Genomic DNA, 25,931 nt, shown 5'->3' on the forward strand with positions numbered 1-25,931 from the left:
CCGTGGGCTACCGTTGCCGGGGATTTACGTTGTTGGAGTTGATGATCGTGATTGTCATGGTCGGCTTTTTGCTGGGCATGGTGAGCTTCGCCGGTGGGGGCAGTCCCGCACGCCAGGTCAGGCAGGAGGCTGAGGCTATGGTGCAGGTGATCCATCAGTTGCGCGAGCGAGCGGTATTCGAGGGGCAGGACTATGGCTTGCGGCTGAGTACCGATGGCCACCGGGCGATGCGCCAGGGTGCTCACGGATGGGAGCCGGTGGCGGAGCTTACTGATTGGCCCCTGAGCGTGCGGGTACGTTTTCGGCATGACGGCTATGCGGTAGACCTGGACGCCGATGAAGGACCGCCGCAGTTGTTGATATTCAGCAACGATGAGACCAGCGTCTTCACCCTGACATTCGAGTCCACCAACCGGACCTGGCTGAGCCTGTCCGGCGATGGCCTTGGCGAGGTGGCGATCGATGGCTAACCCGCGATCCCGACCCGCCATGGGCGGTTTCACACTGCTGGAAATCATGGTGGCCCTGGCGGTCTTCGCGACACTGGCGGCTGCCGTGCTGTCAGCCAGTCAATACGTGGTCAAACAGCGTGGCGCCGTTGAGGCGCGACTGTTCGCGGCGTGGCTGGCGGACAACCGGTTGAACGAATTGCGCCTGCAACCCGGGTTGGCGGTTGGGCAGCAACAACAGGTGGTGTCCATGGAACAGCGCGACTGGGTGTTGCAGCAATACATCAGCGCCACCAGTGATCCACGTTTGCTCCAGGTCGACATTCGAGTCAGCCCCGCAAACAGTACACACACCTTGCATCGTGCCAGCGGTTGGATACTCGCGGTTCATGAATAAGCAGCGCGGGTTCACCTTGTTGGAGCTGGTCATCGCCCTGGCGATCTTCGCCGTGTTGGGGCTGGCCAGTTGGGGCTTGTTCGATAGCGTGGTGCGGGTGCAACGGGGCGTGACGACCCACGAGCGAGAACTCAGGAGCCTGCAGCGTGCGGTGGCGGTGATCGAGCGGGATCTGCTGCATGTCACTGCGCAGCCGATGGTGCTCGCACCGCCGCTTTTGCAGTTCCAGCGCAGTCACTGGCGCAATCCGCTGGACCAGCCGCGCAGTGAGCTTCAGGCACTGACCTATCGACTCGATGGCGACGTGCTGTGGCGCGAAAGCCAGGGCGAAGGCACAGAGCTCGTGCAGCGGCAAAAACTGCTGGAGGACGTTCGCGAGTTGAACTGGCGCCTGTTCGACAGCCAGTCCGGCTGGGTCGCTCATGGGGCGTCCGGGCCGGACGCGAAGGCGCCCCTGGCGCTGGAGGTGCAGGTCTCGGTCGGTCGCTTCGAATCGATTCGTCGGGTGTTGCCGATGCCGGGTGCATTGCCATGAACGGGCACCAACGCGGCATGGCGTTGATCAGTGTTTTGCTGGTCCTGAGCCTGGCGTTGCTGATCACCGCTGGCTTGTTGCGCAGCCATCACTTGTCGCTGCAAAGCAGCGGGCAACAGTTGCAGCAGATACACCTGCGCCAACTCGCATCGGGCGGAGAAAGCTGGGCGTTGCTGCTGTTGCGCGACGCGCTACAGGCCACGGAAAAACCCGTCGAGCGGATTCAGGGCTGGAGGGCCATGGCGCCGGGTTTCGAGGTTGAGGATGCGCAGATCCGCATCGATATCGATGACCTCGCCGGGCGTTTCAATCTCAACGCTTTGTTACGCCAGGGCCAGGTGTATCAGGTCACCCTCAACCGGTGGGCGCGCCTGCTTGAGCTGCTCGATCTCCCTCCTGTGCAACTGAGCCAGGTCGGGCCGCTGCGGGAACTGAGCCAGCTGCGCTTGCTTCCCGGCATTGACGCTCGCCTGCTGCAACGACTGGGGCCCTGGGTGGCACTGCTGCCCACCGACGTCACCCTGAACATCAACACCGCACCGGCGCTGGTGTTGAGAACGCTCGGCGAGGTGGACGCCGCGACCGCCGATGCGCTGGCGCTTCAGGCCGCAACAACGCCCTGGGCGAGTGTCCAGGCGTTTACGCAGGACCCCTTGCTCTCCGGGCAGGGGTTGAGCAGTCACGGCCTTGGCACCCATAGCCGCTGGTATCGGATCGGCGTGCAGGTGATCCGGGACGGGCGCCAATTGCATCTGGCCACGGATGTCGGGTACGACCCCAAGACTCAACAGCTGACGGTGCTGCAACGACGTTTTCTTCCCACCAGTAGCCACGAGAGACCGCGATGAACACTTGGCTTTACCTGACCGCCGAGGGCCGGGATGCGCCATCCGCACTCTGGCCTTGCGTGTTGTGGTCCCCCACCGGTCAACGCCAGCCGATGCCACTGAGTCAGGCGACCTCGGCATTGCAGGGGAAGTCGGTCGATGTGCTGTTGCCCATGGAAATGTGCAGTTGGGTACGCAGCGAGCCATGGCCGGCGCGGCGTCAACCCGAGGCCCAGGCCATCGCCTTCGCCGTGGAAGATCAACTGAGCGAGGCGCTGGACGTTGTGCATCCGTGTGTCGGCGCTCGTGATCGCGACGGCTGCTACCCGGCCATGGTCATCGGCCGGGAACGGTTGGCCGCCGTGCTCGCCCTGCTGCGCGAGACGGGTATCGAGGTGCGCGGGGTGTTCGTCGATGCCGATGTATTGTCAGGTGATCAGCCGTGCGGCGCATGGTGGTTCGGTCGTTGGCTGTTGGGTGGAAGCCTGTCGGCACGCTTGGCGTTGTCGCAAGAGCACCTGGCGCTGCTCACCCCATTATTGCCCAGGGACATGCAATGGCTGGACGAACGTGAGGACCCCACGGTCATCGACCAATGCCTGACCCACCGCCCGATCCGGGCCATCAACCTGTTGCAAGGCGCATTCGCCCCGCGCGGCAAGCGTCTGCCCTGGCGTGCCGGCGGGTGGGTGATGGTGATGCTGGCGCTGTTGATCTGGGGGGCCAGCGAGACGCGGATTCGCTTCATCGACGGCGAAGCCCGCCGCCTCGCCAGTCAAAATGAACGGCGATTCAAGGCGCTTTACCCGGAACAAGGCCGTATCGTCGACATCGCAGCGCAGCTCAAGGCCCTGCACAACCAGCCTGTCGAATCGCAAAACACCCGCATTGCGGGGCTGGTCCGATTGATTGAGCAGGTGATCGGCGCCAGCCCGGTCGAGGTCCGGCGCATCGAATTCAGGGCCGGGGAAGGCTGGAAAATCCAGCTGACCGCCAGCGGCTTTGCCGAGCTGGAGCAATTGCGTGAGCGCGGACGCCAACAAGGCATGCCCATCCGGCTCGATAGTGCGAACAAAGCCGCAGACCGGGTGCACGCCACCCTCACCGTGGAGGACGAGGCATGATCCAGGCATGGCGGCGCATTTCTGTGCGCGAACAACGGCTGTTGCAGGTGTTGGGCGCTTTTCTGTTGGCGGTTGTGGCTTTCAGCCTGATCTGGCAACCGAACCGGCAGCGCCTGGAAACTGTCGAGCGCCAGTATCAACAGCAGGCGAGTCTGGCCGCGCAACTGCAACGGGCGTCACCGCGCAGCCATGTCCCCGCCGACACTGGTCAGCCGCTATCGCTGCGCATCAGTGAGAGCGCAGCGGCAGCGGGGCTGGAAATCCGACAGATGGAGAGCGACAGCGACCTGCTGCGCCTGACCCTCAATGGCAACGCGCAGCCGTTGATACAGTGGCTCGACGCTATGGAGCGCAACGGTGTCGCGTTGCAGTCGCTGACCCTGGAAAAACGTGACGATGCCCTGGAGGCGCAGCTGGTGCTCAGGTAGCCGAGGTGTGTTGTGGCAACAGCGGCAACTTCGCCAGTTTCAACGCGATCAGCAGCGCAATCACCAGCAGCGTGCCGATGAACAGCCCGATCCCGTTCCAGCCACCCAGATGCCAGAACACGCCACCCGCCGTGCCCGCAATGCTCGACCCGGCGTAGTAGCTGAACAGGTACAGCGACGACGCCTGGCCCTTGGCCTTGGTGGCGCGGCGGCCGATCCAGCTGCTGGCCACCGAATGGGCACCGAAGAAGCCGAAGGTGAACACCAGCATGCCGATGATCACCAGCGACAGCGGCGTGAACATCGTCAGCGCCAGGCCGGCGATCATCAGTGCAATGGTGCTCCAGAGCATTTTGCGTCGACCGAGCTTGTCGGCCAGGGCACCGATTTTCGCCGAGCTGTAGATACCCGACAGGTACACCACCGAAAGCATCCCGACGAACGCCTGTTCCATGTGATACGGCTCGGCCAGCAGGCGATAGCCGATGTAGTTGAACAGCGTGACGAACGCCCCCATCAGCACGAAGGCCTCGAGGAACAGCAGCGGCAAGCCGGCGTCGCGAAAGTGCATGGTGAAGCCATCGAGCAGGCTGCGCGGGTGCAGCGAGCGGGAGCGGAAGTTGCGCGATTCGGGGAGGATTTTCCAGAACACCGCCGCCGCAATCAGGGCCAGGCCGCCGATCACCAGCATTGCCGTGTGCCAACTGACGAAGTCGATCAATACCCCGGTGATCAAGCGCCCGCTCATCCCGCCAATCGCGTTGCCGCCGATGTACAGGCCCATCGCCAGACCGATGTGCTGCGGATGGATCTCTTCGCTCAGGTAGGTCATGGCGACCGCCGCCAGCCCGCTCAAAGACAGGCCCACCAACGCCCGCATCGCCAGCACCGCGTGCCAGCTCGGCAGCATGGCGCTGGCAAGGGTGCACAGGGCGGCGGCGAACAGCGCGGCGACCATCACCGGTTTGCGCCCGACGCGGTCGGAGATCGGCCCCGTGATCAGCAAGCCGAAAGCGAGCATGCCGGTGGCCACCGAGAGGATCAGGCTGCTTTGCGCCGCGTTGATGGAATATTCGTCGGACAGCAGCGGCATCATCGGTTGCACGCAGTAGAGCAGGGCGAAGGTCGCGAAGCCGCCGCAGAACAGCGCCAGCACCGTGCGCATGAACGCCGGCGTGCCTTTTTCGATGTAGATCTCCGCCAGCTCAACGGCGATATCGTCCTTTGCGGCGGGAGGAACTTCATGGGCGAGTGGGGCGACAGCAGTTTTCACGGGGGACCTCGGAGGACGCAGCCGGTCAGGCAATGAAAAAAGCATATAGCTGGCTAATGATTCAATCCAATATATTGTTCGACCTGTTTGATAGCTTTTACGACCTAATGGGGTTTCCATGGAATTGCGTCATCTGCGCTACTTCATCGCCGTCGCCGAAGAACTGCACTTCGGCCGCGCCGCACAGGTGCTGGGCATCTCCCAGCCGCCGCTGAGCCAGCAAATCCAGGCACTGGAACAGGAAGTCGGCGCGCGGCTGTTCGAGCGTACCAATCGTCGGGTCGAGCTGAGCGAGGCCGGTCGGCTGTTCCTGGAAGAGGCGCGGCTGGTGCTGGCGCAGGTCGACAAAGCGGCGGATGTCGCGCGACGGGCGCAACTGGGTGAGTTGGGTGAACTGAAGATTGGCTTCACCTCATCCGCCCCGTTCAACTCGACCATTCCCCAGGCGATTTTCTCTTTTCGCCAGCGCTTCCCGGCGGTGCACCTGAATCTGCGGGAAATGAGCAGCACCCAGGTGGCCGATGCGCTGGTGGATGAGTCGATTGAAGTCGGCATCATGCGCCCGCTCGGGCTGCCGGACTGCCTCAGCGTGGTCGAGCTGATGCGTGAGCCGCTGGTCGCGGTGCTCAGCTCCAAGCACCCGTTGGTAGAGGGCAGCGAAGAGGGCCTGTTTCTGTCAGCCCTGGCGCTTGAGCCTTTCGTGTTCTTTCCGCGCAGCTATGGCAGTGGCCTGTATGCCCAACTGCTCAGCCTGGCCCGGGACGCCGGCTTCAGCCCGCACTTCGCCCAAGAGGCCGGCGAGGCGATGACCATCATCGGCCTGGTGGCGGCGGGGCTCGGTGTTTCGGTGTTGCCGGCGTCGTATCAGCGGATGCGTATTGATGGTGTGGTCTATCGGCCGTTGCTTGATCCGGCGGCTGTGTCGGCGGTGTGGCTGGTGCAGCGCAAGGATCAGAAGTCGGCGATGGCGCGGGCATTTGTGGAGTTGTTGACGCGCAAGGTTGAGCCGTCGAAGGCGTGACTGTCTGCGATGGTTTGCTCTGACTACCGAACATCGAATGATCAGAACTCGGTATTGAGTGGGTGTAGCTCAAGCGCTACACTTCGCGCATGACGGAGATCCTTCGAAGTTCTACATTTTCAGGCTGGCTAACAAAGCTGGCCGATAGCCGCGCCAGGATGCGTATTCAGGTGCGGATTGACCGCATGGCTGACGGGCATTTTGGAGATGTCAAAGCTATCGGAGATGGATTGAGTGAAGCACGAATCGACTATGGTCCTGGGTATCGGATCTACTTCATGCAACAAGGCCGTCAGTTGATCATTCTCCTGTGTGGTGGAGATAAAAGCAGCCAACCTCGTGATATCAAACAAGCCAGGCTTATTGCGAAATCCTGGCAGGAGCAAAACCCATGACCGAACAATTCACTCGCTGGGACTCTGCTGAGTACCTCAAGACCGAAGAGGACATGGCTAACTATCTGGACGCTTGCATGGAGGAGGCGGGAGATGATCCAGCATTCATCGCCAAAGCTCTCGGGACTATTGCACGAGCTCGCGGCATGACTCAGGTCGCCCGTGATGCGGGACTTTCTCGAGAAAACCTCTACCGCGCATTATCGGGTGATGGGAATCCGGAGTTCGGCACCATTCTGAAAGTCATCAAGGCTTTGGGGCTCAAGTTGCATGCCAGTACGTGAGGGATTGAATCAAGTACCAAGACAATCAATCTGCGAATGGGCGCCCAAACGGCGCCTTTTTCATTTCACTTGGCCACACCAATTGGCATTGGTGAGCGTTTTGTTCGAGTGGATTTTGAATGATGGCCTTTAGCCTTGTTCGGGTCTGCCGATAATGGTTTCTGCATTCATCAAACTATGGAGAAACAGGATGTTCAAGCAGTTAACCTTCACCGCTTTGCTGGCACTGACCGCTCTGACTGGTGGTTGTGCTTCGGTAAAAATGGCGGATGAAAGCCAGGACGCTCAGGCCAAAACATTCCAGGTTGCCCCGGATAAAGCCCATATCTACGTGTATCGCAACGAAAGCATGGGCGCTGGCGTGAAAATGCCGGTGGCGCTGAACGGCAAGCCTGTAGGCCAGACCGTCGCCAAGTCTTATCTGATGCTTTCGGTCCCGGCCGGTCAGCAGACCTTGGTATCTTCCGCAGAAAACGATTCGGTACTGAAACTCACCGCAGAAGCGGGCAAAAATTACTTTGTCTGGCAGGAAGTGAAAGTGGGTTTCATCAAGGCACGTAACAGCCTGCAAGTAGTCGACGACCAGACCGGCCGCGCCGGCGTCGCTGAAAGCAAACTGATTCAGGCTCAGTAAGCGTTCCGACAACCCCCGCACTCAGCGCGGGGGTTGATTCGCTTTGTCCGAGAGAGCACAAAAAAGCCCACCTGTACGGACCTGGAATGTCCAATCCAGCAGGACGCCTCACCACCTACTGTAGGACATTTCCGAAATCCCTCGGAGAGGCTACAGCGCCTTGCGGCGTTGCCTACAACTACCCCAGAATCCGCCGGCTTGTGCGCTTTGAGTGCCATCGCTAACTTGATTCGCGTCACTGATGGTCAGTGATCGGGTTTAGTAGCCCGTGTTCTCGCTAAGTGCATTTGCGCTCCTGATAGGCAGGTATGTCGATACCTGCCCTTGACGGTAGCTGTGCGCAGGGCGCCTTCGGGCGCGCCGGTTTGGCGAAAACCCGGTCTACTAACCTGCGTACAGCTGCCACCCTTTTGATTCGTAGCGACTCGGTGTCGGCTCCACTTTTCTGGGCACTGAATCATGACCAATAAAGCAAAAAACCGGTCGGACACTGATCCTGATACCTCACGCCAACCCAGCAAAATCTTCCTCGTCGCTCCTGAGGTCGACAACCACACTCTGCTGGAGTACGCATGTGTGTCACTGGCATCAGCCAATGCCATGGCGAGCGACTTCGCGCGGAGTCTGAACGGAGCGCAAAGCAACACCCTGCTGGGCATTCAGCAGTCGATCATGCTGGGTGAACTGGCGGTGAATCGGGTGTTGGATAACCTTGATCCGCGCTAGTAAATCACTGGTAACTGATCGTTCCCGAAAGGGGCTTGTGAGACTCTGAGAATCCTGGGCTACCAGCCATTGCAGAGCCAGACAGGGCGCGGCGATGACAAGCCGACCTGTTTGTGAGGGGCGCCGCAAGGCGCCCTTTGTCGTGTCGGGTGTACGAGCTAAGCCGAAATTTGCTTTTGCAATCGTCGCCCGATGACATCCATCAAATCACAGCCATCACGCAATGAAGTGACCAGCACCCGAGCCAGTTCGCTGTAAATGCCTTCGTCAAACGCAAGGCTTTCCAGCAGTTGAGTTGCGGTGCGAATGCGGTAAGCCGCTGTTTCGTGCAGGACGTCCAGCGGTGCTTCTGTGTCGATCACCAACGATGCAATGGTGCAGTCGATGCCGGTGATAGGCATATATCGATCCATGACAAAAAACCTCCAGTGGTAAGAACGCGAACACATTGTGCTCGCGGTTTGGCGAACTTCAGGCGATCCCTAAGGTGGGTCCAAATTGTCTAGCGCTCGGTTTACCAATAACTCGCCCAGCACCGCGAGTTGCTGAATGGCCAACGCCACATTGCGACGCGAACCTTCCAGTTCGCAGGCAAGATCGGTGGCCATGACATTCAGCGAGGCGAGGGTTTCGCAGGCGTGACAAAGCAAAGACTCGGTGTCGACATTCGGGACGATAGTGAACACGTGGCTGACCGGGTCGGGCCGATCCGGGTTGCGCAGTCGAGCACTGACGAGACGTTCGGTGATCTCCGAGAGTTTGGACAGTTCCACGAAGTCAGCGGGTGGAAGGTCTGGCGATTGCGAAGGATTGGGGGTGGTCTTTTTCATCATGGAGCTCCCTGCAGGGTTTAAGAAAAAACCAAATCAACGCTGCTCAACAGCAGTTTTTAGTAGTTGGATTCGGGTGGGGTGCAGGTGGATTTATTACCAGAAAATTCAAATTAATTAATCAAAAAAATGTACATTTGTCTAATTAAATGATTCGAAATTTGTAGTATGTAGGAATCGTCTTACATTGTTTTTTGAGTGTTGTTGTTTTTCTGTTTGTGTAAGTTTTTTCTGTGGGTTAATTCCGCTGTGGATTGTGGTGGACCTATTGTGGGCGTCTTCAGATTGGGATGTCGGAAATGTCCCAGTTGAAATATTATTTAATGGTTGTTATGCGTATTTTTATATTTGCTTTTGTACCATGCTCCGTTATGTAGGATGCTGGCCTCACAAGAAGCCCCTGTAGCGGTCAAGCCCAGTGGCTACCTGATGTATTCGGAAATGTGAGTGGTAGGTTTTATGTACAAAAAAGAAAAGACGGAAAATCTGAAAAACAATATCAAATATTTAATAAAAAGCCGTGGGGAGACGCAGCTGTCGCTGTGTAATTCCAGTGGTTTGACCAGAACTACGATATACAACATTCTCGAAGGGAGGGTTGTAAACGTTCAGCAGTCGACGATTCGGAAAATTTCTGATTTTTTTGGTGTGTCATATAAAGAGATAGAAACGGTTGATTTTGAAGAACGAGAAATAGTTGAAAGCGATGTGTCTCCGGAAGGGAATATGAATCCGGCCGCTGTTCCTGTGATCAAGGAAAGCGATTTGATTCGGTGTTTGGATAAAAGAATTGGCGAGCTCTGCACGATTTATCCATTGACATACTATTTTGGAACGGCTTCTAACTTAATAGGCGTTCTTCTGGAAAATGAGATTGCTGGTGTGAATGACTCGGGAGATTTGTTAATCGTAAAGAAAGGTCTGTCGATATGCGGTAAAGAGCAGTTGGTGTACGACATTGAGGCGAAGAGGCTATATATAACGACTGAGTGTTGTGTTGGGTCGGATGTTGTTCGGGTTGTAGGTGAAGTCATCGAGGAAAGATTTAATGGGTAGTGAGTGTGAGAATAGTAAGTATAAGCTGTTAGGTTTTGATGCGAATAAAAATCTCGCTTTGATCATGGTTATTTCTACTGGAAAAGTCATTAGGGTTAAACTTGGTGAAGTGCTGAAGAGCGAAATTATTGATGATTTGAACAAGTCTGAAGTTAAAGATCTGTACAAAAAATATTACTCGGCTGGAGCAGCATTGACCACCTATGAGCTGCATGATCGCCACGAGCGCTCGTGGATGATTTATGTTGTTTTGAATCTTCTCCTGCTTGCCTTGTACATTTTTTCGAATATTGGTGCCACAAAGCTTATTTATTTAGAGGCGTTTGATCTGGTTGTCACTCCAGGGGTGTTTTTATTTCCGCTGACGTTTTTGATAGTCGATATGTTGAATGAGTTTTATGGGCTTCGCCTTGCAAGGAAGGCTATATTGTTTGCATTTGCAGGCAATGCCTTAATTATCGTTTTGTTGAGTGCTGTGGCGCACCTTCCAGGATTGCCTGGGTGGGAATTGGATGTTCCTTATGGTGCGGTTATAGCTCAGGTTTCGTCAGTGTTGGTGGCATCCTCTGTTTCATTTCTTTTTTCTGAGTATGTGAACTCATATCTCTTGTCTAAAATAAAAGAACTGACAAGCTCTCGGTTTTTGTTTTTGCGGGTGTTTTTTAGTACTTTTTTTGCGGTGATAATAGATAGTTTTATTTTTTGCTATATTGCATTTTATGGAGTCATGACAAATGCTGAAGTGCTTTCAATTATTTCTGTTCAAGTCTCTATAAAAATGTTTTTTGCTTTCTTTAATGTTTTGCCTGCTTATGGTGCGCGATCATTGTTTAAACGATTTGTGGCTGAAGGGCAGGTATCGTAAAAAGGGTCATTTGTAATGGCCCTTTTTTGACGGCAGGAAAACTAGTTTAGATTCAGTTTGTGTTTTAGGCTGCTCAGTATTTCTGTTTTGTTTTCACAATAAGTGTTGAGTCCTGTTGCACGAAGGCTGCATGCGTCGCAGTCCCCGCATCCGTTTCCTTTAACGCCGTTATAGCAAGTTAGCGTGTTGACACGAATCAGGTCGAATTGCTTGTGGTGGTCAGCCAGCGCCCAGGTTTCTGCCTTGTTCAGGTACATGAGTGGAGTTTCAATGCGCAGCTTGTAATCCATGCCCAATTCAACTGCGTTGTTCAGGGTTGTGACAAAGTTATTCCGACAATCCGGATAGCCGGAGAAATCTGTTTCGCTGATACCCGTAATCACAGCCTCAGCGCCTACCTGATAGGCATAAATAGATGCCAAGGTTAAAAACAGAATATTCCTGCCTGGCACGAAGGTGTTCGGTACGCCGCCGTCGGCGCTGTTTGCGCCAGGCACTGGGGTGTTGTCGCGTGTCAGGCTACTGATAGCTAGCTCATTGAGCACTGACACGTCCAGCACTTTATGGGCGGTCACGCCAAGCTGCTTTGCAAGTTCTTGCGCCACTTCAATTTCTGCGCGATGGCGCTGGCCATAGTCAAACGTAATGCAGTGAATTTCGTCGTACATGGGTAACGCATGGATCAAGCAGGTCGTTGAGTCTTGCCCGCCACTGAAAACGATAACGGCCTTTTTTGTCATGGTTCGTTCTTCCCTGGGATGCCCTGACGGGGTGTCTGGGGGGCATTGACCCTACCGGGAAGCTCGAACGCTGGCTGTGGGACGTTTCCGAATTTACGTACTCCGGTTTCCGGTTATGTCATTTCTTTACGGGGAAGTGTTTGTGGCGAAGGAGCTTGCTCCCGCGGGGCCGGGCTGGCGCTCTAGTGCGCAGGGGCCCCAAAAGGGGGCTGCTTCGCAGCCCAACGGGGGCAAGCCCCCTCGCCACATTTGTAGCGTGGGGCTCAAGGCCAGCGCTTGAAAATCAGCGAAGTATTCACCCCGCCAAACGCAAAGTTGTTGTTCATCACGTACCGATTGCTCATCTGTCGAAACTCGCCGCGCAGGTAGTCGAGCTTGCCGCAATGCGGGTCGACTTCGTCGAGGTTGAAGGTGTGGGCGTAGAGGTCGCGGTTCATCATTTCGATGCTGAACCAGGATTCCAGTGCACCGCAGGCGCCGAGGGTGTGGCCGAGGAAGCTTTTCTGCGAGCTGATCGGCATGTGTTCGCCGAACAGGCTGCTGGTGGCCAGGGTTTCGGCGATGTCGCCCTGTTCGGTGGCGGTGCCGTGGCCGTTGACGTAGCCGATGTCCGAAGGTTTCAGCCCGGCATCGTCCAGGGCCAGTTCCATGGCCCGGCGCATGGTGACTTGCTCCGGACGGGTGGTGTGCTGACCGTCGGCGTTGCTGCCGAAACCGACGATCTCGGCATGGATGCGGGCGCCACGGGCCAGGGCGTGCTCCAGCTCTTCGAGCACCAGCATGCCGCCGCCTTCGCCGATCACCAGGCCGTCGCGTGCGCTGTCGTAAGGGCGCGGGCTGCGTTGTGGGGTGTCGTTTTTCAGGCTGGTGGCGTAGAGCGCGTCGAAGACCATGGCTTCGGTCGGGCATAGTTCCTCGGCGCCGCCGGCGAGCATCAGCGGCAGGCGGCCGAACTTGATCGCCTCGTAGGCATAGCCGATGCCCTGGCTGCCGCTGGTGCAGGCGCTGGACGTGGGAATCAGTCGGCCGGTGAGGCCGAAGAAGATGCTGATGTTCGCCGCGGTGGTGTGCGGCATCATCCGCACGTAGGAGTTGGCGTTCAGGCCCTCGGCCACCGAGTTGAGCAGCATGTTGCCGAACGCCTTGATCTCGTCGGTGCTGCCGGTCGAGGAACCGCAGGCGACGCCCATGCGCCCGTCCTTGATCGATTCGTCGCCCAACAGGCCGGCATCGGCCAGCGCCATCTCCGCCGCGCCCACCGCCAGCCGCGAGACCCGGCCCATGCTGCGCAGTTGCTTGCGGGTCCAGTGGCTTGGCACTGTGAAGTCATCGATGGGGGCTGCCAGGCGTGTGTTGAGTTCGGTAAAACGATCCCACTCGTCCATCCGGCGGATGCCGCTGCGGTTGGCCGCGAAGTTGCTGGCGATGGTGTCCCAGTCGCTGCCCAGTGAAGTGATGCCGGCCATGCCGGTGACGACGACGCGCTTCATCAGCACAGGCCTCCGTTGACGGCCAGAACCTGCCGGGTGATGTACGAGGCTTCCGCCGACATCAGGAAATTCACCGCGCCGGCCACCTCTTCAGGGGTGCCCATGCGTTGTGCGGGGATCATTTTCATCAGTTCTTCCACCGGCACGTTTTCGTCGAGCATGGCTGTGTCGATCAGGCCGGGGGCGACACAGTTAACGGTGATTTTGCGCTTGCCCAGCTCGATCGCCAATGCCTTGGCCGCGCCGATCAGCCCGGCCTTGGAAGCGCTGTAGTTGACCTGGCCACGGTTGCCGATCAGCCCGGACACCGAGGTGATGCAGACAATTCGCCCGGCGGCGCGACGCCGGATCATCGGCATCATTACCGGGTGCAGCACGTTGTAGAAACCATCGAGGTTGGTGCGCATCACCACATCCCAATCGTCCTCGCTCAGGGCCGGAAAGGCGCCGTCGCGGGTCAGGCCGGCATTGAGCACTACGCCGTAATAGGCACCGTGGGTTTCCACGTCGGCTTCGAGAATTTCCTTGCAACGGGCGCGGTCGGCCACGTCGAACTGCAGGATGCGCGCGCGGCGGCCCAAGGCCTCGACTTCGGCCTTGACGGCTTCGGCGTCGGCCAGGCCGCTACGGCAATGCAGCACGATGTCGTGCCCGGCCAGGGCCAGGCGCAAGGCGATGGCGCGGCCGATGCCACGGCTGGAACCGGTGACCAGTACGGATTCAGTCATGACTGGACTCCTTCGGGTTCATGAAGATATTGAGCGGCCTGGGGGGGGCGGAACACGTTCAGACGGGCAGTGGCGTGGATACCGTTGCCGTTGATGTGGCACTCGAACACGCCCATGCCGTTGTCGTCCTCCAGGGAGCGAATCCCGTGGAGGGTCAACTCGGTACCGGCCGGGAAGCTTTCCACGTTGCATTCGAATTTGCGGCTGCCGAGCAGGAAGCCCAATTCCACCGCATCGCCGCGCTGACGCGCATGGCAACCGGCAAAGGCGGCAACACTTTGCGCCATCAGTTCGATGCCGACCCAGGCCGGCAGGCTGCCGTCGGGGAGGTTGAACAGGCCATCGGGCTTGACGGTCAGGCGGGTGTGAATCTGCTCTTCATCGAACCCCAGGACCTGATCGATCAGGATCATGTCGCCAGCGTGGGGCAGCAGTTCGGCGAGCGGCCAGTCAATCATGGGGCGTCTCCGATAATCAGGCTGACGTTGTTGCCACCGAAGGCAAAGGAATTGCTCATCAGGTAACGGGGTGCAATGGACGTCAGGCGAGTGGCCGGGGTCACCCATTGCAGCGGCGGCAGTTCGGGATCGGGCTGTCCGTCCCAGATGTGCGGCGGCAGGGCATGCCCGCGATTGTCGGCGCTCAGGCTCAACCAGCAGAACGCCGCTTCCAGCGCCCCGGCTGCACCGAGGGTGTGGCCGGTCATGGGTTTGCTCGATGAGCAGGGCACGCCGGCCGGGAACAGCGTTGCCACGGCCAGGCTTTCCATGGCGTCGTTGTGCTGGGTGGCGGTACCGTGCAGGTTCAGGTAAGCGATCTGCTCCGGTTGCAGGTTGGCGCGGCCCAAGGCTTTGCGCATGGCCTGCAGGGCACCTCGACCGGTCGGCTCGGGGGCGGAAATGTGATGCGCATCGGAGCTGGCGCCGCTGCCGAGCAAGGCAATCGGCTGGCTGTCGCCTGCGTCTCTGGTCATCAGGAACAGCACCGCCGCTTCGCCAATGTTGATGCCATTGCGGTTCAGCGAAAACGGATTGCAACGCTGGTCCGAGACCGCTTCCAGTGCCGAGAAACCGTTGAGGGTCAGCTTGCACAGGGTATCGACACCGCCACACAGCACCGCGTCGCAGACGCCCAGGTCCAACAGGCGCTGGGCACTCATCAGGGCTCGGGCACTGGAGGTGCAAGCCGTGGAAATGACATAGGCCGGCCCGCTCAGTTGCAGCCACTCTGCGAGGAAGTTTGCCGGCGCACCCAGCTCCTGTTGCTGGTAGTCGTACTCGGGCGGGAACTGCTTTTCGCGCAGGTAGTGCGCCAGGCCCTGGCTGGCCTCGTCGATGCCCGAAGTGCTGGTGCCGAGCACGACGCCGATGCGATCGCGGCCGTAAGTCTGGATGGCGCTGTCGATGTCCGCGCGGATTTGCAGCGTGGCTTCCAGCAACAGCTGATTGTTGCGACTGTGATGGCGCGACATGTCGGCTGGAAGGGGTGCCAGGTTGCCCTGGACTGCGCCGACCGGCAGCGTGCGTTGCGGCACCCACCCGGCTTGTTCGCGCATGCCGCCGCAGTCGCCGGCAAACAGGTGGCGGGCAACCTCCTGCTTGTCGCGGCCCAGCGCGCAGACCAGTCCGAGGGCATTGAGGTAAGCCGTCATGGTGCTTCACCGCTCAGGGGCGTGACTTGATAGGTCGCACCGTTCGCAGTCATCAATTCAAAATTCTGCGGTTGTGTGTAGCGGACGTCCCAGCGCTCGGGCAGGGACCGTTGTCTGCCGTGCTGCCAGGCGCCGGGATAGTTGGCCGCCAGTTCATCATTCGGCGTCAGCGCAAACAGTAGCGCCGCGAATAGTTCCCGGGCTTGCGGGTTGGGTGGCAACAGGCCGTCGGCGTGCCAGGTTTTATCGTTCAATAGCTGGCGGGCCTGGGGAATGCCCAGCAGGTCCATCATCGACCAGCGAATGCCCGTCTCTTCGCGCTGGATCACCACGACCCAGTCCAGGCGGTCGTCGGGTTTCAATAGCTGGATATGCAATTGCAGCGGCAACGGCAGATCCGGATTTTTTTCGGGCAATGGCGCCCGGCTGGTGCAGGCGCTTAGCAGCAGGGCCACGGCAAATAGCAGAAATCGCAACACACCGACTACCCCTGTGGGAGCGAGCTTGCTCGCGATGGCGGCGATACATTCAGCATTGATATTGGCTGACCCACCGCTATCGCGAGCAAGCTCGCTCCCACAGGTTGAGTATTCCAGGCGACGGGTAATCGACATCACACAGTTCCTTCAAAAGGTTTGCGCGCCACCACATTGACCAGGGTTTCTTCCCGTTGGCCAAAGGGTTTTGGCTTGCACACACCCAAGTATTCGAGCAGGCCGAAATCTTTGGCGCGACTCCACCACAGGTACGGATAAGACACGTTTTGCGCGGTAAATTCGAAACCCTGTTGTCGGATCATTTGCAGGTATTGCGCCGCGCTTTTCTGCACGTGCATGGGGTGGCGGAACAACCAGCGGATCACCCAAGTATCAATGTAGGCCTCGGTGGACTCGGCGAACAGCAGATAACCGCCCGGCTTGAGCACGCGGTAGAACTCGGCCAGGGCCTGTTCCTGCTGCACCAGGTGATGGAACGTCTGGTGACAGAACAGCAGGTCGATACTGGCGTCCGCCAGCTTGAGGTTCGCGCAGTCGCTGCCGATCAGCTCCACGTCCATGCCCTGGCGGGCTGCTTCTTCGGCGCTCTGGGTGAGGCTCTGCGGGTCGGCATCGATGCCGATCAGGCGAGCGGGCGCAAAGGCCTGGCGCAGCAGCGCGAATGACTTGCCCTGACCACAGCCGGCATCCAGCAGTACCGGGTCGGCAGGCGGCGCTTCGCTGAACAGGCCGCGCAAATCGTTGACCGCCAGCCGCAGCACATAGTGTTGCCAGATCCGGCTGCGCAGGAACCACAAACCGAAACGGGTTTCTTCGACGTAATGGTCGCTCAAATGGTTCATGACGCATCCCTTGCGCAGAACTCCGAAATCACCTTCAACCGGCGCCGGGCTTCGCTGACGAACGGGTTGCGTGGGTCCCAGGCATACCCTGCAAGGATGGAGCTGATCATTCCGCGAATTTCCGGTGAACTGCTCTCATGGAAAATCACATCCTGGAAAGTCCCGGCGTACCAGCCTTCGACGTAGCAACGGAAGGTGTCGACGCCGCGCTTGAGCGGCTCGGCGAATTCGGTTTGCCAGTCGACGGCTTCGCCTTGCAGCTGGCGGTGCAATACCCCGGCCGCCATGCTCGCCGAACGCATGGCGATGGTCACGCCGGAGGAAAACACCGGGTCGAGGAATTCCGCGGCATTGCCCAGCAGCGCGAAGCCCGGACCGTGCAGGGTTTTGACGTTGGCCGAGTAACCGCCGATGGTGCGGGCCGGGGTGTCCCAGCGCGCGTTGGTCAACACGCCGGCCAGGCTTGGCGTCTCGCCGATAAAGCCGCGCAGGCACTCGTCCAGATTGTCGCTGCGGCCGGCGAAACGTTCCTCGGCGGCGACCACGCCGACCGAGCAGCGTCCGTTGCTGAACGGAATGGTCCAGAACCACAGGTCTCGTTGGGTCGGATGAGTGGTCACGAGGATCTTGCTGCGGTCGAAGGCCGGGTGGTCGATACGGTCTTCGATATGGGTGAACACGGCCTGGCGCACCGGGAAGTTCGACGGCGCCTCGAGGTCGAGCAAGCGCGGCAGCACGCGGCCGTAGCCACTGGCATCGAGCATGAAACCGGCCTCGATGCGGTATTCGCTGCCGTCCTCGCGGCGCACGCCGAGCTGTGGTTTTTCCGGTTCGATGTCGACGCTGACGATCGTTTCGCCATAGCGGATCTCCACGCCTTGCAGCGCGGCCTGATCGGCCAGCAGCTTGTCGAAATCGGCGCGCTGGACCTGAAATGTCGTTGATTTGCCGTGGCTGAACGTCTCGCCGAAATCGAACGCGCTGTAACGTTCGCCCCAGGCAAAGGCGGCACCGGTTTTCACCTGGAAGCCGGCCGCGTTGACGGCGTCGAGCATGCCCGCTTCTTCGACGAAATCCAGGCAATGGGCCAACAGGCTTTCACCGATGGAAAAACGTGGAAAATGCTGACGCTCGATCACCAGCACATCGTGTCCCTTGCGCTTGAGCAACGCGGCGGCGATGGCACCCGAAGGACCGGCACCGATGACCACGACCTGGCGGCATTCCATTTCAACGGTTGGCATGAGGGCTCCTTGCCGGGACAGCGGCTTTCAGGGGGATTCGGTGCATACCGGTCAGGGCTGGCAGCAGTGTAGCGATCAGACCCATCAGCATCAGCGCAAAGTACAGCGGCGGGCTGATGAGTTGCTGTTGCAGCAACAGGTTGAGAAAGACGATCTCGCTCAAGCCGCGGATGTTCAGCAGCACACTTTCCCGCCAGCGGCTGGCGCCCTTGAACGACGCCCCGGCCCAGCCGAGGCCGAGCCAGTTGCCCAGCAGTTTGCTCAGCATCGGCAACAGCAGCAGGGCGACCAGTTGCACCCAGCCGAGGCTGTCCATCGCGCTGTGCACGTTGATCTGCACGATGCCGAACGTGAGGATCAACGGGATGGCGATGTACGTCTGCAAACGGCTCATCCAGATGGCCGGCAACGGCAGCACCAGCGGCGCTTTCAACGCAGCCATGATCAACACATAGCCGATGCCGAAAATCAGTGCATTGAGCTTGTAGTGCTCGGCGACGACCAGCAGGGCGAAAAAACACAGGCTGTAAAGCCAGGTCTGGCGCAAGCCAAGCAGCCGCAGCAGCACCGGCAGGCAGGCGCCGGCCAGAGGCAGCAACAGGCTGCTCAGGTGCAGGCTGCCCTGGGCGAGGCCGAACACAGTCCAGCAGGCGAGGTCGATGAGGATCGCGGTTTGCACCAGGCGCCGGGTGGCGGCGGGCGGGTAATCGATGTGTCGCAGGTACAGGTACAGCACCGGAATCGCGGTGATGGCGAACAACAGGCCGACGGCCAGCGAGCTGATCCAGGGTTGCGCCGGCAACAGCCAGACGGCCGTGGCCAAGCCGCAGGCAAACGGAATGCAAAAGCTCGGCAGGGCGATTTTCAGGCTCTGGCGATCCAGTTGCAGGTCGATCACATCGCTGAGGATGTAGCCCAGTAACAGGGCAAAACTCAGGCTGTAGAGGTTCTTCAGCCAGCCCGGCGACACCAGTTGCGCACCGCTCAGATGCCATTGCGGCTCGACCCAGAAATACATCAGCAGCGGCAAACCGAGGGTTGCCAGCAACAACTGGCTGACGATGGGAATCAGGCCGAAATGCCGGCCGACACGGGTCGCCAGTGCGAACAACGCCAGGGCCATCGCCCAGAACAGAACGATCATCACGTTGCATGCTCCGCGGCTGTGGGCTCGTGCACCTGTCGACCGGCCCAGGGTGCCAGCAGGAAGCTGAAGACCAGGCCGAGGCTCACCGACAATCCGAAGTTGCTCACCGCCGGGGTGCTCGACACCGCCAGCAGACCGAACGACAACCAGGTGGTCAACGCTGCCAGCAGGGTGCCCAACAGGCTCACGGCCGCGCCGCCGACCTGTTCGCGCATCAGGATCGCGTAATCGACGCTGATCGCCGTCACCAGCAGCAGGCCGAACAGGCTGAACAGGGTCAACGGCTGCCCCAGCCAACCGAGGCTGGCCAGGCTGCACAACGCCGCCAGCAGCGGCAGGGAGACGATGCGCAACGCACCGCCGAGACCGAACGGCAGGATCAGCACCAGCACGATCAGCACGCAGGAGGCGAGTTTCAGTTCGGCGGCACTGATTTGGGTGGCGGCGAAGACAGTGTTCAATTCACCCAGTCGATCCACCAGTGTCACGCCGGGTAAGTCCTCGCCCTGGAGCCGCAGCAGGGCCGGGTTGTTGATGCCTTGCAGGCTGACCATCGCGGCCACGCCGTCTTCGGTCGGCCCCAGCCACAGGGGCCGGTAGGGTTCTGCCAGCGGGCCGCTGAGCGCTGCGTCGATGTCCACGGCCGGCAGTGCCTGTAGCTTCGTCAGCTCGGCTTGCAGCGCCTCGGCCGGTACACCGATGTCGAGCAACGGCTGCCAGAACGCCGGCAGTCTGCTCAACGCTTCGCGCACCTGCTGCTGTGCGTTCGGCGGGCTGACCAGTTGATTGAGCGACAGATACCCCTGGAGTTTTTCCAGGCCAATCAATTGATCCAGTCGTTCGCTCAGAGCGGTCTGGCGTTCAAGCAATTGCTGCTGATTGGCGGCGCGTATCAGGAAGAACTGGCTGGTGGGTTGATAGCCGGTGATCTGTGCAATGGTCCGGGCTTCGTCGGTCAATTGTTGCGGTGCGCTGATCCACTGGCGGATGTCGTTTTTGCTGCTCAGCTGCAACAGCCCGCCCACGCAAAAGGCGATCAGCAGCGCCAGCAGGACTGGCGTTTTTACTTGATTGAGCAGTGCTTCACGACAGCCCAGCAAAAGCTCGCAAACGCGCAATGTCCACTGCGCCGGACGTAGCTCCACGCCCTTGAGCAAGGCCGGCAGTAGGCACACGGCGGACAAATAGGCGCCGAGCAAACCGGCGGCAGAGAACACGGCAATCTGGGTCAGCGCCGGGAAGGGTGTCCAGGCCAGGGCCAGGTAGCCGATACCGCTGGTGATCAGGCTCAGGGTCAACCCTGGCAGGGTCAGGCGCAGGGCAGGCCAGCTGTGCCAGGGTTTCAGGCTCCAGCTTTTGGACAGGTAGTGCAGCGGGTAGTCGACCGCCACACCGATCAGGCTCGAACCCAGTACCAGGGTCATCACGTGCATATGGCCGAACAGCGCCACGCAGGCCACCGCTCCGAAGAGCATGCCCACCAGCACCGGCACGAACGCCAGCAACACACGCCAGCGCCGGAAGGCCAACAGCAGCAGCAACAGAATCCCGACGGTGGCACCGCCACCGACCCAGGTCATCTCCCGGGCGGCCTGCTGTTGCCCGTGGGCCGCGTACAGCAAGCCGCTGGCGGCGAGCAGTTGCACCTCGTGCTGCGCAGCTTGTTCGCGGCTGTGCTCGAGCAGGTCGGCCACTTGCAGCGGCAGGTTCATGTCGAAGGCGTTGCCGGTGGTGCGCGCGCGCAGCAGCACCCAGCTTTTGCCATCGGCATCGGCGACCAGGGTGCCACTGCCGATGTCCAGTTGCACCGAACCGCGTTGCGGCTGGCTGTTCTGGATACGCCCGGTCAGGCCCAGCCAGTCATCCTGGCTCGGCACCAGGCTGTAACCGTTGAACGGATCGAACAAGGCTTGCACGCGCTGCTGGATAAAGGTGTCGGGGTGCTCGATCAGCAGTTGTCGGTCCACCGCCGAGAGCATCGCCAGGCGACCTTGCAGCAATTGCGTGCGCAGCGCCGGCAAGTCGGCTTGCAGGGTCCACTGGACCTTTTCGAACAGTCCGCTGGCCTGCCATTGCTCGCCGAGGGTTTGCGCCATGGCAACGGCTTGCTGGCGATCGGTGTGGCCCACCAGCACCAGCATTTCGCGGTTCAGCGGTTCTTGCATGCGTTGTTCTGCGCGCAGTTCCAGGGCGTCGGGCGCCGTGCCGGGCACCAGTTCCATCAGGTTCGCCGACAGTGGCGCGCCGTCACGCCATTGCCAACCCGCGAGCGCCAGCACTGCCAGCAGCAGGATCAGAAACAGGCGTGGCAGTAACCGTTCACTCGGCAAAGTCATGTTGCTCCGCGTCGCTCAACGGTTGCGCGCTGGTGCTGTCCTGCATGCGCAACAACGTACTGTCGCCCTGGGTTTCGAGCAGTTCGATGCTCTGCACCAGTGCTGCGCCGGTAATGTTGATCTGGTTGAACACCTGCTTGAGCAGCATCGAGCGCGGCACCAGCGTGAGCTTCCAGTTCTGTGCGTCGCCGCTCAGGGACAGCTCGAAATCCCGTTGCAGGCCGCTGCTGTCGCCTTGCAGCACAGCGAGGAACAAACGGTTCTGCTCGGCACCGGCGCTTTTGCCCGGCAGCATTTGCCAAACAATGCCGTCACGCCGGGCAATGCCTTTGGCGGTGATGCGATAGTCCTGCTGCAACGGCGTTTTCAGCAGCCACAACAAACCGTGGTTTTTTGCCAGCACGAACGAGCCCTTGCTGGTCAGCGGCTGGGGCAGGGCGCGCAGGTGTTTCTCCTGGATGAAGTTGCCGTGGATCACCTCGGGTTTGGCCAGTTGCTCGCTGAGTTGTTGCAGGTCGAAGGCATGGGCCAGTCCAGGAATACCCAGTAGCACGCAGAACACCGTAGGAGCGAGCTTGCTCGCGAAAAACCTGAGAAAGCCGCGGGGTGTCAGGGGCCCGGTGTCATCGTTAGCGACCATCGCGAGCAGGCTCGCTCCTACAGGGGGGCGGGGGTGGCAGAACATCATGGCAGGGCCCTTTCAACGGCGTCGGTGAACACCTTGGGCGAGGCCAGCTGCATCTCGCGGCTGGCGAGGTCGACGGCGACCTGTACCGTCATGGCCCGGGTCAGGCGTTCACCGGTCTGCAGATCGCTGATCAGGTAGTTGATCTTCAAGCGGTTCTCCCACTCCACCAGGTTGGCGCGCACGTTGAGTTTCTGGCCGAACACCGCGCCGCGTACGTAGCGCAATTGCAGGTCGATCACCGGCCACGCGTAGCCGGATTCGTTCATCGCCGTGTAGTTGTGGCCGATCGTGTCCAGCAGCGCGCAGCGGGCGACTTCCAGGTATTTGACATAATGGCCGTGCCAGACCACGTGCATGCTGTCGACGTCAAAGAAGGGCACGACGATTTCCGTGTCGGTGTGCAGAAGTCCCTTGCTACGCATGCAGCCTCCAGTGTTGTTCAGCGATGCGCTGCAGGCACAGGCGCAACTCGCCTTCCAGCGCGCGGTCTTCGATGACCGGTGGGAAGTCCCCGGTCAAGGCTTCGTGCATGGCGGCCAGTGCGGGTGGCAGTGGTCGCGCATCTTCGGCCTGGCCGCGCAGCCAGACGCCCTGATTGGCCGCCAGCAGGGTGGCGGCTGCCACTTGTTCGGTGAGTTCCAATACGCGGATCGCATCCCGGGCGGCGATGGTGCCCATGCTGACTTTGTCCTGGTTGTGGCATTCGGTGGAGCGCGAGAAGACGCTGGCCGGCATGGTGTTTTTCAGCGCTTCGGCGGTCCAGGCGCTGGTACCGATCTGCACGGCCTTGAAGCCGTGGTTGAGCATGGCGCGGTCAGCCGTGGCGCCGGACAGGTTGCTCGGCAAGCCATGGTTGTAGCGCTCGTCCACCAGCAGCGCGAGTTGCCGGTCCAGCAGGTCGGCGACGTTGGCCACGAGGTTTTTCAGGCTGTCCATGGCGAACGCGATGTGCCCGCCGTAGAAGTGCCCGCCGTGCAGCACGCGCTCGGCTTCGGCGTCGATGATCGGGTTGTCGTTGGCGCTGTTGAGTTCAATCTCGATGAACGAACGCAGCCAGTTCAGGCTGTCGGCCAGCACGCCCAGCACATGGGGCGCGCAGCGCAGGGAATAGCGGTCTTGCAGGCGATGCAAGGGGGCGGTCGGCGCGTCGATGGCCAGATCCTTGCGCAGCCACGCGGCGACCTGCATCTGCCCCGGATGTGGCTTGGCGGCGAACAGGCGCTCGTCGAAGTGCTCCGGGTTGCCCTGCAGGGCGACCACGTTCAGCGCGGTGATGCGCGTGGCCAGTTGCAGCAGGTAATCGGCACGGGCGAAGGCCAGGCAGGCGAGGCCGGTCATTACGGCGGTGCCGTTCATCAGCGCCAGGGCTTCTTTCGGCCGCAACACCAGTGGTTGCCAGCCGAGTTCGCGGTGCACATCGGCAGCCTGCCGGCGTTCGCCGCGGAACATCACTTCGCGTTCGCCGGACAGCGTGGCGGCAACGTACGAAAGCGGCGTCAGGTCACCGCTGGCGCCGACCGAACCTTCCTCCGGAATCAGCGGCAGGATGTCGTGTTCAAGGAACGCCTGCAGGCGTTCCAGCAGCTCCACGCGCACCCCGGAAACACCGTGGCACAGCGACTGCAGACGCGCCGCCAATACCGCGCGGGTGGCCTGGGCGTCGAGCAGTCTGCCCAGCCCGCAGCCGTGGAAGGTGTACAGATGCTGCGGCAGCGCTTCGACGTGATGCAGCGGCACCGCGACCACGCAGGAATCGCCATAACCGGTGGTCACGCCGTAGATCACGCCTTCCTTGTCCAGCAGCGAGTCGAGAAAACGCGCGCCCTTGGCGATGCGCTCGCGGTAGGCGGGATCGCTTTGCAACTGCGCCGGCACCTTGCGGTTGGCCAGTGCCAGCACATCTTCAATGCGCAGAGGGCGTTCGCCGAAGGTTACCGGCTCAAGCGTTGGCGTCGTCATCGGTCTTCCAGAAAGGGTAAAAGTTGAACCATTGTTGGGGCGCTTCGAGGCAATAGTGACTCAGGCGCTCGGCGTAGCGGGACGCCCACTGATGAATGACCTGTTCACGGTCGCTGCGTATCCAGGTGATTGCCTCAGCGAAGGGTTCAATGGTCAGTCGATAGTCGCCATCGGGCTTTTTCAGGCACAGCAGCAGATTGATCGGGCATTTCAGCAGGCCGGCCAGCAACCACGGGCCTTGAGGGAATCTGGCCGGATGGCCGAGAAAGTCCACGGTCACGCTGCGCCCGCCATGCAGTGGCACGCGGTCGCCGGCAATCGCCAGCCACTCGCCGCGCTCCAGGCGCTCGCTCAATTGCAGCATGATCCCCGGGTCCAGTTCGCTGACCTGAATCAGGCGCAAGTTGGTCGCCCCGGCTTCACCCAGCAAACGGTTGAACTGTTCGGCGTGCTTGGTGTGCACCAGCACGTTCATCGTGACCTTTTCGCCGATTTCCGCCAGTGCGCGGCAGACTTCCAGGTTGCCCAGGTGTGCGCCGACCAGCATCTGGCCGCGGGCAGCGCGCAACTGGTCGCGCAGCAGCGCCGGGTCGATGATTTCGATCTGCTCGATGCTCAGCCTGCCGTTCCATACGTCGAGTTTGTCGAGCATGGAGTCGGCGAACGCCATGAACTGGCCGAATACCCGCCAATGGCTTGGGCGCAGTTCGTTGCGCCCGCTCCAGTCGGCCAGGCGTTGCTGGTATTGCCAGGCACTGTGTCGCGCACTGCGCCCGAACAGGAAGAAGTACAGGACGATGCCGTACAACACCGGACTCAGTACTCGACGGCCCAGCACTTTGGCGCCGAATGCGGTGAGCTTCATCAGCCAGAAACTGCCGCGCTCTTCGCGGTCGGCCCAATGTTGTTTGTCGGCACTCATGACCGCCACCGTCGCCAGAGGATCATGGGTGAGCGCAGCAACATGCCGAAGAACAGCCGCGTGTGCATGCTGGAAATCAGCACGTTGTCGTGGAACATCCGAAAATGCGAAACGCCGTCCAGCGGGTAACGGACTTTGGTTTGCAGCCATAACATCGGCTGATTGCGCCAGGCCAGGCGCACCAGGATGTCCGAATCGAAGTCCATGCGCTTGCCGATTTTCGCCGACTCGATCAACGCCAGAACCGGTGGCAACGGGTAAACCCGGAAACCGCACATGGAGTCGCGAATCCGCAACGACAGGGTGTTGATCCAGACCATGACGTGGGTGAGGTAGCGCGCATACAAACGGCCTTTCGGTACGCTGGCGTCATATTGCGGATAACCGCAGATCACCGCCCGTGGGTGGCGGCGTGATTGTTCGATGAAGCGTTTGACGTCCTGCAAATCGTGCTGGCCATCGGCGTCCACCTGCAAGGCATGGCTGAAACCCAGGCGTGAGGCTTCGCGCAAGCCGGTCATGACCGCGCCGCCCTTGCCCTGATTTTCGGCGAGGCGGATCAGGTAAACCATTTCACGCTGGGCCAGGCGGTCCAGAACCCGGGCGCAGCGCGGGCTGCTGGCATCGTCCACCAGGATGCACGGCAGATGGTTGGCGATCAGCGCATCGACCACTGTGGTGATGGCGCCTTCGTGGTTGTACACCGGGACAATGGCGCAGGGGCTATGCATGTTGGTGTACACCTGAGGGACCGTGGTGTCTGTTTCGCGAGCAAGCCCGCTCCCACAGGGGGGCTGTGTCGTTCACCAATCCAGTGTGGGAGCGGGCTTGCTCGCGAATGAG

31 protein-coding genes are annotated in these 25,931 nt (G+C 60.2%); 13 read left to right on the forward strand and 18 right to left on the reverse strand.

Going from position 1 to position 25,931, the window contains the following annotated elements; genetic code table 11:
* Positions 1-2: 2 nt before the first annotated feature.
* Genes gspH through gspM form a run of 6 tightly spaced genes read left to right on the forward strand, consistent with a single transcriptional unit; the run spans position 3 to position 3,760 of the window.
* The gene (gene gspH / locus KW841_RS10855; protein WP_218475863.1) at positions 3-470 is read left to right on the forward strand and encodes a type II secretion system minor pseudopilin GspH; all 468 of its coding nucleotides are present in this window, start codon (positions 3-5) and stop codon (positions 468-470) included.
* A complete protein-coding gene (gene gspI, locus KW841_RS10860) occupies positions 463-846 on the forward strand; it encodes a type II secretion system minor pseudopilin GspI (RefSeq protein WP_218475865.1) in 384 nt (127 codons plus the stop codon). The genes gspH and gspI overlap by 8 nt, the downstream gene beginning before the upstream one ends.
* Entirely contained in the window at positions 839-1,381 is a 543-nt protein-coding gene (locus KW841_RS10865) for a type II secretion system protein GspJ (protein WP_218475868.1), read from the forward strand. The genes gspI and KW841_RS10865 overlap by 8 nt, the downstream gene beginning before the upstream one ends.
* Positions 1,378-2,229: a type II secretion system protein GspK gene (locus KW841_RS10870; protein ID WP_218475870.1), complete on the forward strand. Its 852-nt coding sequence runs from the start codon at positions 1,378-1,380 to the stop codon at positions 2,227-2,229. Before KW841_RS10865 ends, KW841_RS10870 begins: the two co-directional genes overlap by 4 nt.
* Positions 2,226-3,332 (forward strand): type II secretion system protein GspL, encoded by a 1,107-nt coding sequence (gene gspL, locus KW841_RS10875; protein WP_218475872.1) that lies wholly within the window; start codon positions 2,226-2,228, stop codon positions 3,330-3,332. Before KW841_RS10870 ends, gspL begins: the two co-directional genes overlap by 4 nt.
* Entirely contained in the window at positions 3,329-3,760 is a 432-nt protein-coding gene (gspM, locus tag KW841_RS10880) for a type II secretion system protein GspM (protein WP_218475874.1), read from the forward strand. Before gspL ends, gspM begins: the two co-directional genes overlap by 4 nt.
* On the opposite strand, the gene KW841_RS10885 is transcribed toward gspM, so the two are convergent.
* The gene (locus KW841_RS10885; RefSeq protein ID WP_218475876.1) at positions 3,753-5,033 is read right to left on the reverse strand and encodes an MFS transporter; all 1,281 of its coding nucleotides are present in this window, start codon (positions 5,031-5,033) and stop codon (positions 3,753-3,755) included. The two genes, gspM and KW841_RS10885, sit on opposite strands and share 8 nt — an antisense overlap.
* Positions 5,034-5,151: 118 nt before the next feature.
* Between KW841_RS10885 and KW841_RS10890 the strand changes: the two genes are divergently transcribed.
* The 5 genes from KW841_RS10890 (at position 5,152) to KW841_RS10910 (ending at position 8,093) form a co-directional block, all read left to right on the forward strand.
* Positions 5,152-6,054, forward strand: coding sequence for a LysR family transcriptional regulator (locus KW841_RS10890; protein ID WP_218475878.1), 903 nt, complete (start codon positions 5,152-5,154; stop codon positions 6,052-6,054).
* Between the two features lie 89 nt (positions 6,055-6,143).
* Positions 6,144-6,449: a type II toxin-antitoxin system RelE/ParE family toxin gene (locus KW841_RS10895; RefSeq protein WP_218475880.1), complete on the forward strand. Its 306-nt coding sequence runs from the start codon at positions 6,144-6,146 to the stop codon at positions 6,447-6,449.
* A complete protein-coding gene (locus KW841_RS10900) occupies positions 6,446-6,733 on the forward strand; it encodes an addiction module antidote protein (RefSeq protein WP_007974639.1) in 288 nt (95 codons plus the stop codon). The genes KW841_RS10895 and KW841_RS10900 overlap by 4 nt, the downstream gene beginning before the upstream one ends.
* Before the next feature lie 190 nt (positions 6,734-6,923).
* Positions 6,924-7,367, forward strand: a complete 444-nt coding sequence (locus KW841_RS10905; protein WP_007974637.1) for a DUF2846 domain-containing protein — start codon at positions 6,924-6,926, stop codon at positions 7,365-7,367.
* 459 nt (positions 7,368-7,826) lie between these two features.
* Positions 7,827-8,093 carry a DUF6124 family protein gene (locus KW841_RS10910; protein WP_007974635.1) on the forward strand — a complete coding sequence of 89 codons (267 nt, stop codon included), beginning with the start codon at positions 7,827-7,829 and terminating at the stop codon, positions 8,091-8,093.
* A 158-nt stretch (positions 8,094-8,251) separates the two neighbouring features.
* Here the strand turns inward: KW841_RS10910 and KW841_RS10915 are convergent, their stop codons facing one another.
* Entirely contained in the window at positions 8,252-8,506 is a 255-nt protein-coding gene (locus KW841_RS10915; protein WP_007974632.1) for a hypothetical protein, read from the reverse strand.
* A gap of 69 nt (positions 8,507-8,575) precedes the next feature.
* Complete coding sequence (locus KW841_RS10920) at positions 8,576-8,923, reverse strand: DUF6124 family protein (protein ID WP_218475882.1); 348 nt, start codon at positions 8,921-8,923, stop codon at positions 8,576-8,578.
* 459 nt (positions 8,924-9,382) lie between these two features.
* Between KW841_RS10920 and KW841_RS10925 the strand changes: the two genes are divergently transcribed.
* Both KW841_RS10925 and KW841_RS10930 read left to right on the forward strand, forming a co-directional pair.
* A complete protein-coding gene (locus KW841_RS10925) occupies positions 9,383-9,979 on the forward strand; it encodes a helix-turn-helix transcriptional regulator (RefSeq protein WP_218475884.1) in 597 nt (198 codons plus the stop codon).
* Positions 9,972-10,844 (forward strand): queuosine precursor transporter, encoded by an 873-nt coding sequence (locus KW841_RS10930; protein ID WP_007974627.1) that lies wholly within the window; start codon positions 9,972-9,974, stop codon positions 10,842-10,844. Before KW841_RS10925 ends, KW841_RS10930 begins: the two co-directional genes overlap by 8 nt.
* Before the next feature lie 41 nt (positions 10,845-10,885).
* On the opposite strand, the gene queC is transcribed toward KW841_RS10930, so the two are convergent.
* The 15 genes from queC to KW841_RS11005 all read right to left on the reverse strand — a co-directional run bounded on the left by queC (position 10,886) and on the right by KW841_RS11005 (position 25,819).
* Positions 10,886-11,584, reverse strand: coding sequence for a 7-cyano-7-deazaguanine synthase QueC (gene queC, locus KW841_RS10935; protein WP_218475886.1), 699 nt, complete (start codon positions 11,582-11,584; stop codon positions 10,886-10,888).
* Between the two features lie 263 nt (positions 11,585-11,847).
* A complete protein-coding gene (locus KW841_RS10940; protein WP_218475888.1) occupies positions 11,848-13,074 on the reverse strand; it encodes a beta-ketoacyl-ACP synthase in 1,227 nt (408 codons plus the stop codon).
* Positions 13,074-13,802: a 3-oxoacyl-ACP reductase FabG gene (gene fabG, locus KW841_RS10945; protein WP_218475890.1), complete on the reverse strand. Its 729-nt coding sequence runs from the start codon at positions 13,800-13,802 to the stop codon at positions 13,074-13,076. Before fabG ends, KW841_RS10940 begins: the two co-directional genes overlap by 1 nt.
* Positions 13,799-14,260, reverse strand: a complete 462-nt coding sequence (locus KW841_RS10950) for a hotdog family protein (protein ID WP_218475892.1) — start codon at positions 14,258-14,260, stop codon at positions 13,799-13,801. Before KW841_RS10950 ends, fabG begins: the two co-directional genes overlap by 4 nt.
* Positions 14,257-15,453 carry a beta-ketoacyl-[acyl-carrier-protein] synthase family protein gene (locus KW841_RS10955; RefSeq protein ID WP_218475894.1) on the reverse strand — a complete coding sequence of 399 codons (1,197 nt, stop codon included), beginning with the start codon at positions 15,451-15,453 and terminating at the stop codon, positions 14,257-14,259. Before KW841_RS10955 ends, KW841_RS10950 begins: the two co-directional genes overlap by 4 nt.
* Positions 15,450-16,067 (reverse strand): hypothetical protein, encoded by a 618-nt coding sequence (locus tag KW841_RS10960; protein ID WP_218475896.1) that lies wholly within the window; start codon positions 16,065-16,067, stop codon positions 15,450-15,452. Before KW841_RS10960 ends, KW841_RS10955 begins: the two co-directional genes overlap by 4 nt.
* A complete protein-coding gene (locus KW841_RS10965; RefSeq protein WP_218475898.1) occupies positions 16,067-16,792 on the reverse strand; it encodes a class I SAM-dependent methyltransferase in 726 nt (241 codons plus the stop codon). The genes KW841_RS10960 and KW841_RS10965 overlap by 1 nt, the downstream gene beginning before the upstream one ends.
* The gene (locus tag KW841_RS10970; protein ID WP_218475900.1) at positions 16,789-18,036 is read right to left on the reverse strand and encodes an NAD(P)/FAD-dependent oxidoreductase; all 1,248 of its coding nucleotides are present in this window, start codon (positions 18,034-18,036) and stop codon (positions 16,789-16,791) included. The genes KW841_RS10965 and KW841_RS10970 overlap by 4 nt, the downstream gene beginning before the upstream one ends.
* Positions 18,023-19,180: a sodium:proton antiporter gene (locus KW841_RS10975; RefSeq protein ID WP_218476204.1), complete on the reverse strand. Its 1,158-nt coding sequence runs from the start codon at positions 19,178-19,180 to the stop codon at positions 18,023-18,025. The genes KW841_RS10970 and KW841_RS10975 overlap by 14 nt, the downstream gene beginning before the upstream one ends.
* Complete coding sequence (locus KW841_RS10980; RefSeq protein WP_218475903.1) at positions 19,180-21,519, reverse strand: MMPL family transporter; 2,340 nt, start codon at positions 21,517-21,519, stop codon at positions 19,180-19,182. The genes KW841_RS10975 and KW841_RS10980 overlap by 1 nt, the downstream gene beginning before the upstream one ends.
* Positions 21,503-22,207 carry an outer membrane lipoprotein carrier protein LolA gene (locus KW841_RS10985; RefSeq protein ID WP_218475905.1) on the reverse strand — a complete coding sequence of 235 codons (705 nt, stop codon included), beginning with the start codon at positions 22,205-22,207 and terminating at the stop codon, positions 21,503-21,505. Before KW841_RS10985 ends, KW841_RS10980 begins: the two co-directional genes overlap by 17 nt.
* Positions 22,204-22,629 (reverse strand): thioesterase family protein, encoded by a 426-nt coding sequence (locus KW841_RS10990; protein ID WP_007974600.1) that lies wholly within the window; start codon positions 22,627-22,629, stop codon positions 22,204-22,206. Before KW841_RS10990 ends, KW841_RS10985 begins: the two co-directional genes overlap by 4 nt.
* A complete protein-coding gene (hutH, locus tag KW841_RS10995) occupies positions 22,622-24,166 on the reverse strand; it encodes a histidine ammonia-lyase (protein ID WP_218475907.1) in 1,545 nt (514 codons plus the stop codon). Before hutH ends, KW841_RS10990 begins: the two co-directional genes overlap by 8 nt.
* On the reverse strand, positions 24,147-25,088 hold the full coding sequence (locus KW841_RS11000) for a glycosyl transferase (protein WP_217836985.1): 942 nt from the start codon (positions 25,086-25,088) through the stop codon (positions 24,147-24,149). Before KW841_RS11000 ends, hutH begins: the two co-directional genes overlap by 20 nt.
* A complete protein-coding gene (locus KW841_RS11005) occupies positions 25,085-25,819 on the reverse strand; it encodes a glycosyltransferase family 2 protein (RefSeq protein WP_218475909.1) in 735 nt (244 codons plus the stop codon). The genes KW841_RS11000 and KW841_RS11005 overlap by 4 nt, the downstream gene beginning before the upstream one ends.
* Between the last annotated feature and the right edge of the window lie 112 nt (positions 25,820-25,931).

The sequence above is a fragment of the Pseudomonas sp. PDM28 genome, from assembly GCF_019219115.1.
Taxonomy (GTDB): domain Bacteria; phylum Pseudomonadota; class Gammaproteobacteria; order Pseudomonadales; family Pseudomonadaceae; genus Aquipseudomonas; species Aquipseudomonas laurylsulfatiphila.

Excerpts from the sequence above, each read along its gene's own strand:
- gspI (WP_218475865.1), top strand. The coding sequence starts at position 463 with ATGGCTAACCCGCGATCCCGACCCGCCATGGGCGGTTTCACACTGCTG.
- KW841_RS10865 (WP_218475868.1), top strand. The coding sequence starts at position 839 with ATGAATAAGCAGCGCGGGTTCACCTTGTTGGAGCTGGTCATCGCCCTG.
- KW841_RS10870 (WP_218475870.1), top strand. The coding sequence starts at position 1,378 with ATGAACGGGCACCAACGCGGCATGGCGTTGATCAGTGTTTTGCTGGTC.
- gspL (WP_218475872.1), top strand. The coding sequence starts at position 2,226 with ATGAACACTTGGCTTTACCTGACCGCCGAGGGCCGGGATGCGCCATCC.
- gspM (WP_218475874.1), top strand. The coding sequence starts at position 3,329 with ATGATCCAGGCATGGCGGCGCATTTCTGTGCGCGAACAACGGCTGTTG.
- KW841_RS10890 (WP_218475878.1), top strand. The coding sequence starts at position 5,152 with ATGGAATTGCGTCATCTGCGCTACTTCATCGCCGTCGCCGAAGAACTG.
- KW841_RS10895 (WP_218475880.1), top strand. The coding sequence starts at position 6,144 with ATGACGGAGATCCTTCGAAGTTCTACATTTTCAGGCTGGCTAACAAAG.
- KW841_RS10900 (WP_007974639.1), top strand. The coding sequence starts at position 6,446 with ATGACCGAACAATTCACTCGCTGGGACTCTGCTGAGTACCTCAAGACC.
- KW841_RS10905 (WP_007974637.1), top strand. The coding sequence starts at position 6,924 with ATGTTCAAGCAGTTAACCTTCACCGCTTTGCTGGCACTGACCGCTCTG.
- KW841_RS10910 (WP_007974635.1), top strand. The coding sequence starts at position 7,827 with ATGACCAATAAAGCAAAAAACCGGTCGGACACTGATCCTGATACCTCA.
- KW841_RS10915 (WP_007974632.1), bottom strand. The coding sequence starts at position 8,506 with ATGGATCGATATATGCCTATCACCGGCATCGACTGCACCATTGCATCG.
- KW841_RS10920 (WP_218475882.1), bottom strand. The coding sequence starts at position 8,923 with ATGAAAAAGACCACCCCCAATCCTTCGCAATCGCCAGACCTTCCACCC.
- KW841_RS10925 (WP_218475884.1), top strand. The coding sequence starts at position 9,383 with ATGTACAAAAAAGAAAAGACGGAAAATCTGAAAAACAATATCAAATAT.
- KW841_RS10930 (WP_007974627.1), top strand. The coding sequence starts at position 9,972 with ATGGGTAGTGAGTGTGAGAATAGTAAGTATAAGCTGTTAGGTTTTGAT.
- queC (WP_218475886.1), bottom strand. The coding sequence starts at position 11,584 with ATGACAAAAAAGGCCGTTATCGTTTTCAGTGGCGGGCAAGACTCAACG.
- KW841_RS10940 (WP_218475888.1), bottom strand. The coding sequence starts at position 13,074 with ATGAAGCGCGTCGTCGTCACCGGCATGGCCGGCATCACTTCACTGGGC.
- fabG (WP_218475890.1), bottom strand. The coding sequence starts at position 13,802 with ATGACTGAATCCGTACTGGTCACCGGTTCCAGCCGTGGCATCGGCCGC.
- KW841_RS10950 (WP_218475892.1), bottom strand. The coding sequence starts at position 14,260 with ATGATTGACTGGCCGCTCGCCGAACTGCTGCCCCACGCTGGCGACATG.
- KW841_RS10955 (WP_218475894.1), bottom strand. The coding sequence starts at position 15,453 with ATGACGGCTTACCTCAATGCCCTCGGACTGGTCTGCGCGCTGGGCCGC.
- KW841_RS10960 (WP_218475896.1), bottom strand. The coding sequence starts at position 16,067 with ATGTCGATTACCCGTCGCCTGGAATACTCAACCTGTGGGAGCGAGCTT.
- KW841_RS10965 (WP_218475898.1), bottom strand. The coding sequence starts at position 16,792 with ATGAACCATTTGAGCGACCATTACGTCGAAGAAACCCGTTTCGGTTTG.
- KW841_RS10970 (WP_218475900.1), bottom strand. The coding sequence starts at position 18,036 with ATGCCAACCGTTGAAATGGAATGCCGCCAGGTCGTGGTCATCGGTGCC.
- KW841_RS10975 (WP_218476204.1), bottom strand. The coding sequence starts at position 19,180 with ATGATCGTTCTGTTCTGGGCGATGGCCCTGGCGTTGTTCGCACTGGCG.
- KW841_RS10980 (WP_218475903.1), bottom strand. The coding sequence starts at position 21,519 with ATGACTTTGCCGAGTGAACGGTTACTGCCACGCCTGTTTCTGATCCTG.
- KW841_RS10985 (WP_218475905.1), bottom strand. The coding sequence starts at position 22,207 with ATGATGTTCTGCCACCCCCGCCCCCCTGTAGGAGCGAGCCTGCTCGCG.
- KW841_RS10990 (WP_007974600.1), bottom strand. The coding sequence starts at position 22,629 with ATGCGTAGCAAGGGACTTCTGCACACCGACACGGAAATCGTCGTGCCC.
- hutH (WP_218475907.1), bottom strand. The coding sequence starts at position 24,166 with ATGACGACGCCAACGCTTGAGCCGGTAACCTTCGGCGAACGCCCTCTG.
- KW841_RS11000 (WP_217836985.1), bottom strand. The coding sequence starts at position 25,088 with ATGAGTGCCGACAAACAACATTGGGCCGACCGCGAAGAGCGCGGCAGT.
- KW841_RS11005 (WP_218475909.1), bottom strand. The coding sequence starts at position 25,819 with ATGCATAGCCCCTGCGCCATTGTCCCGGTGTACAACCACGAAGGCGCC.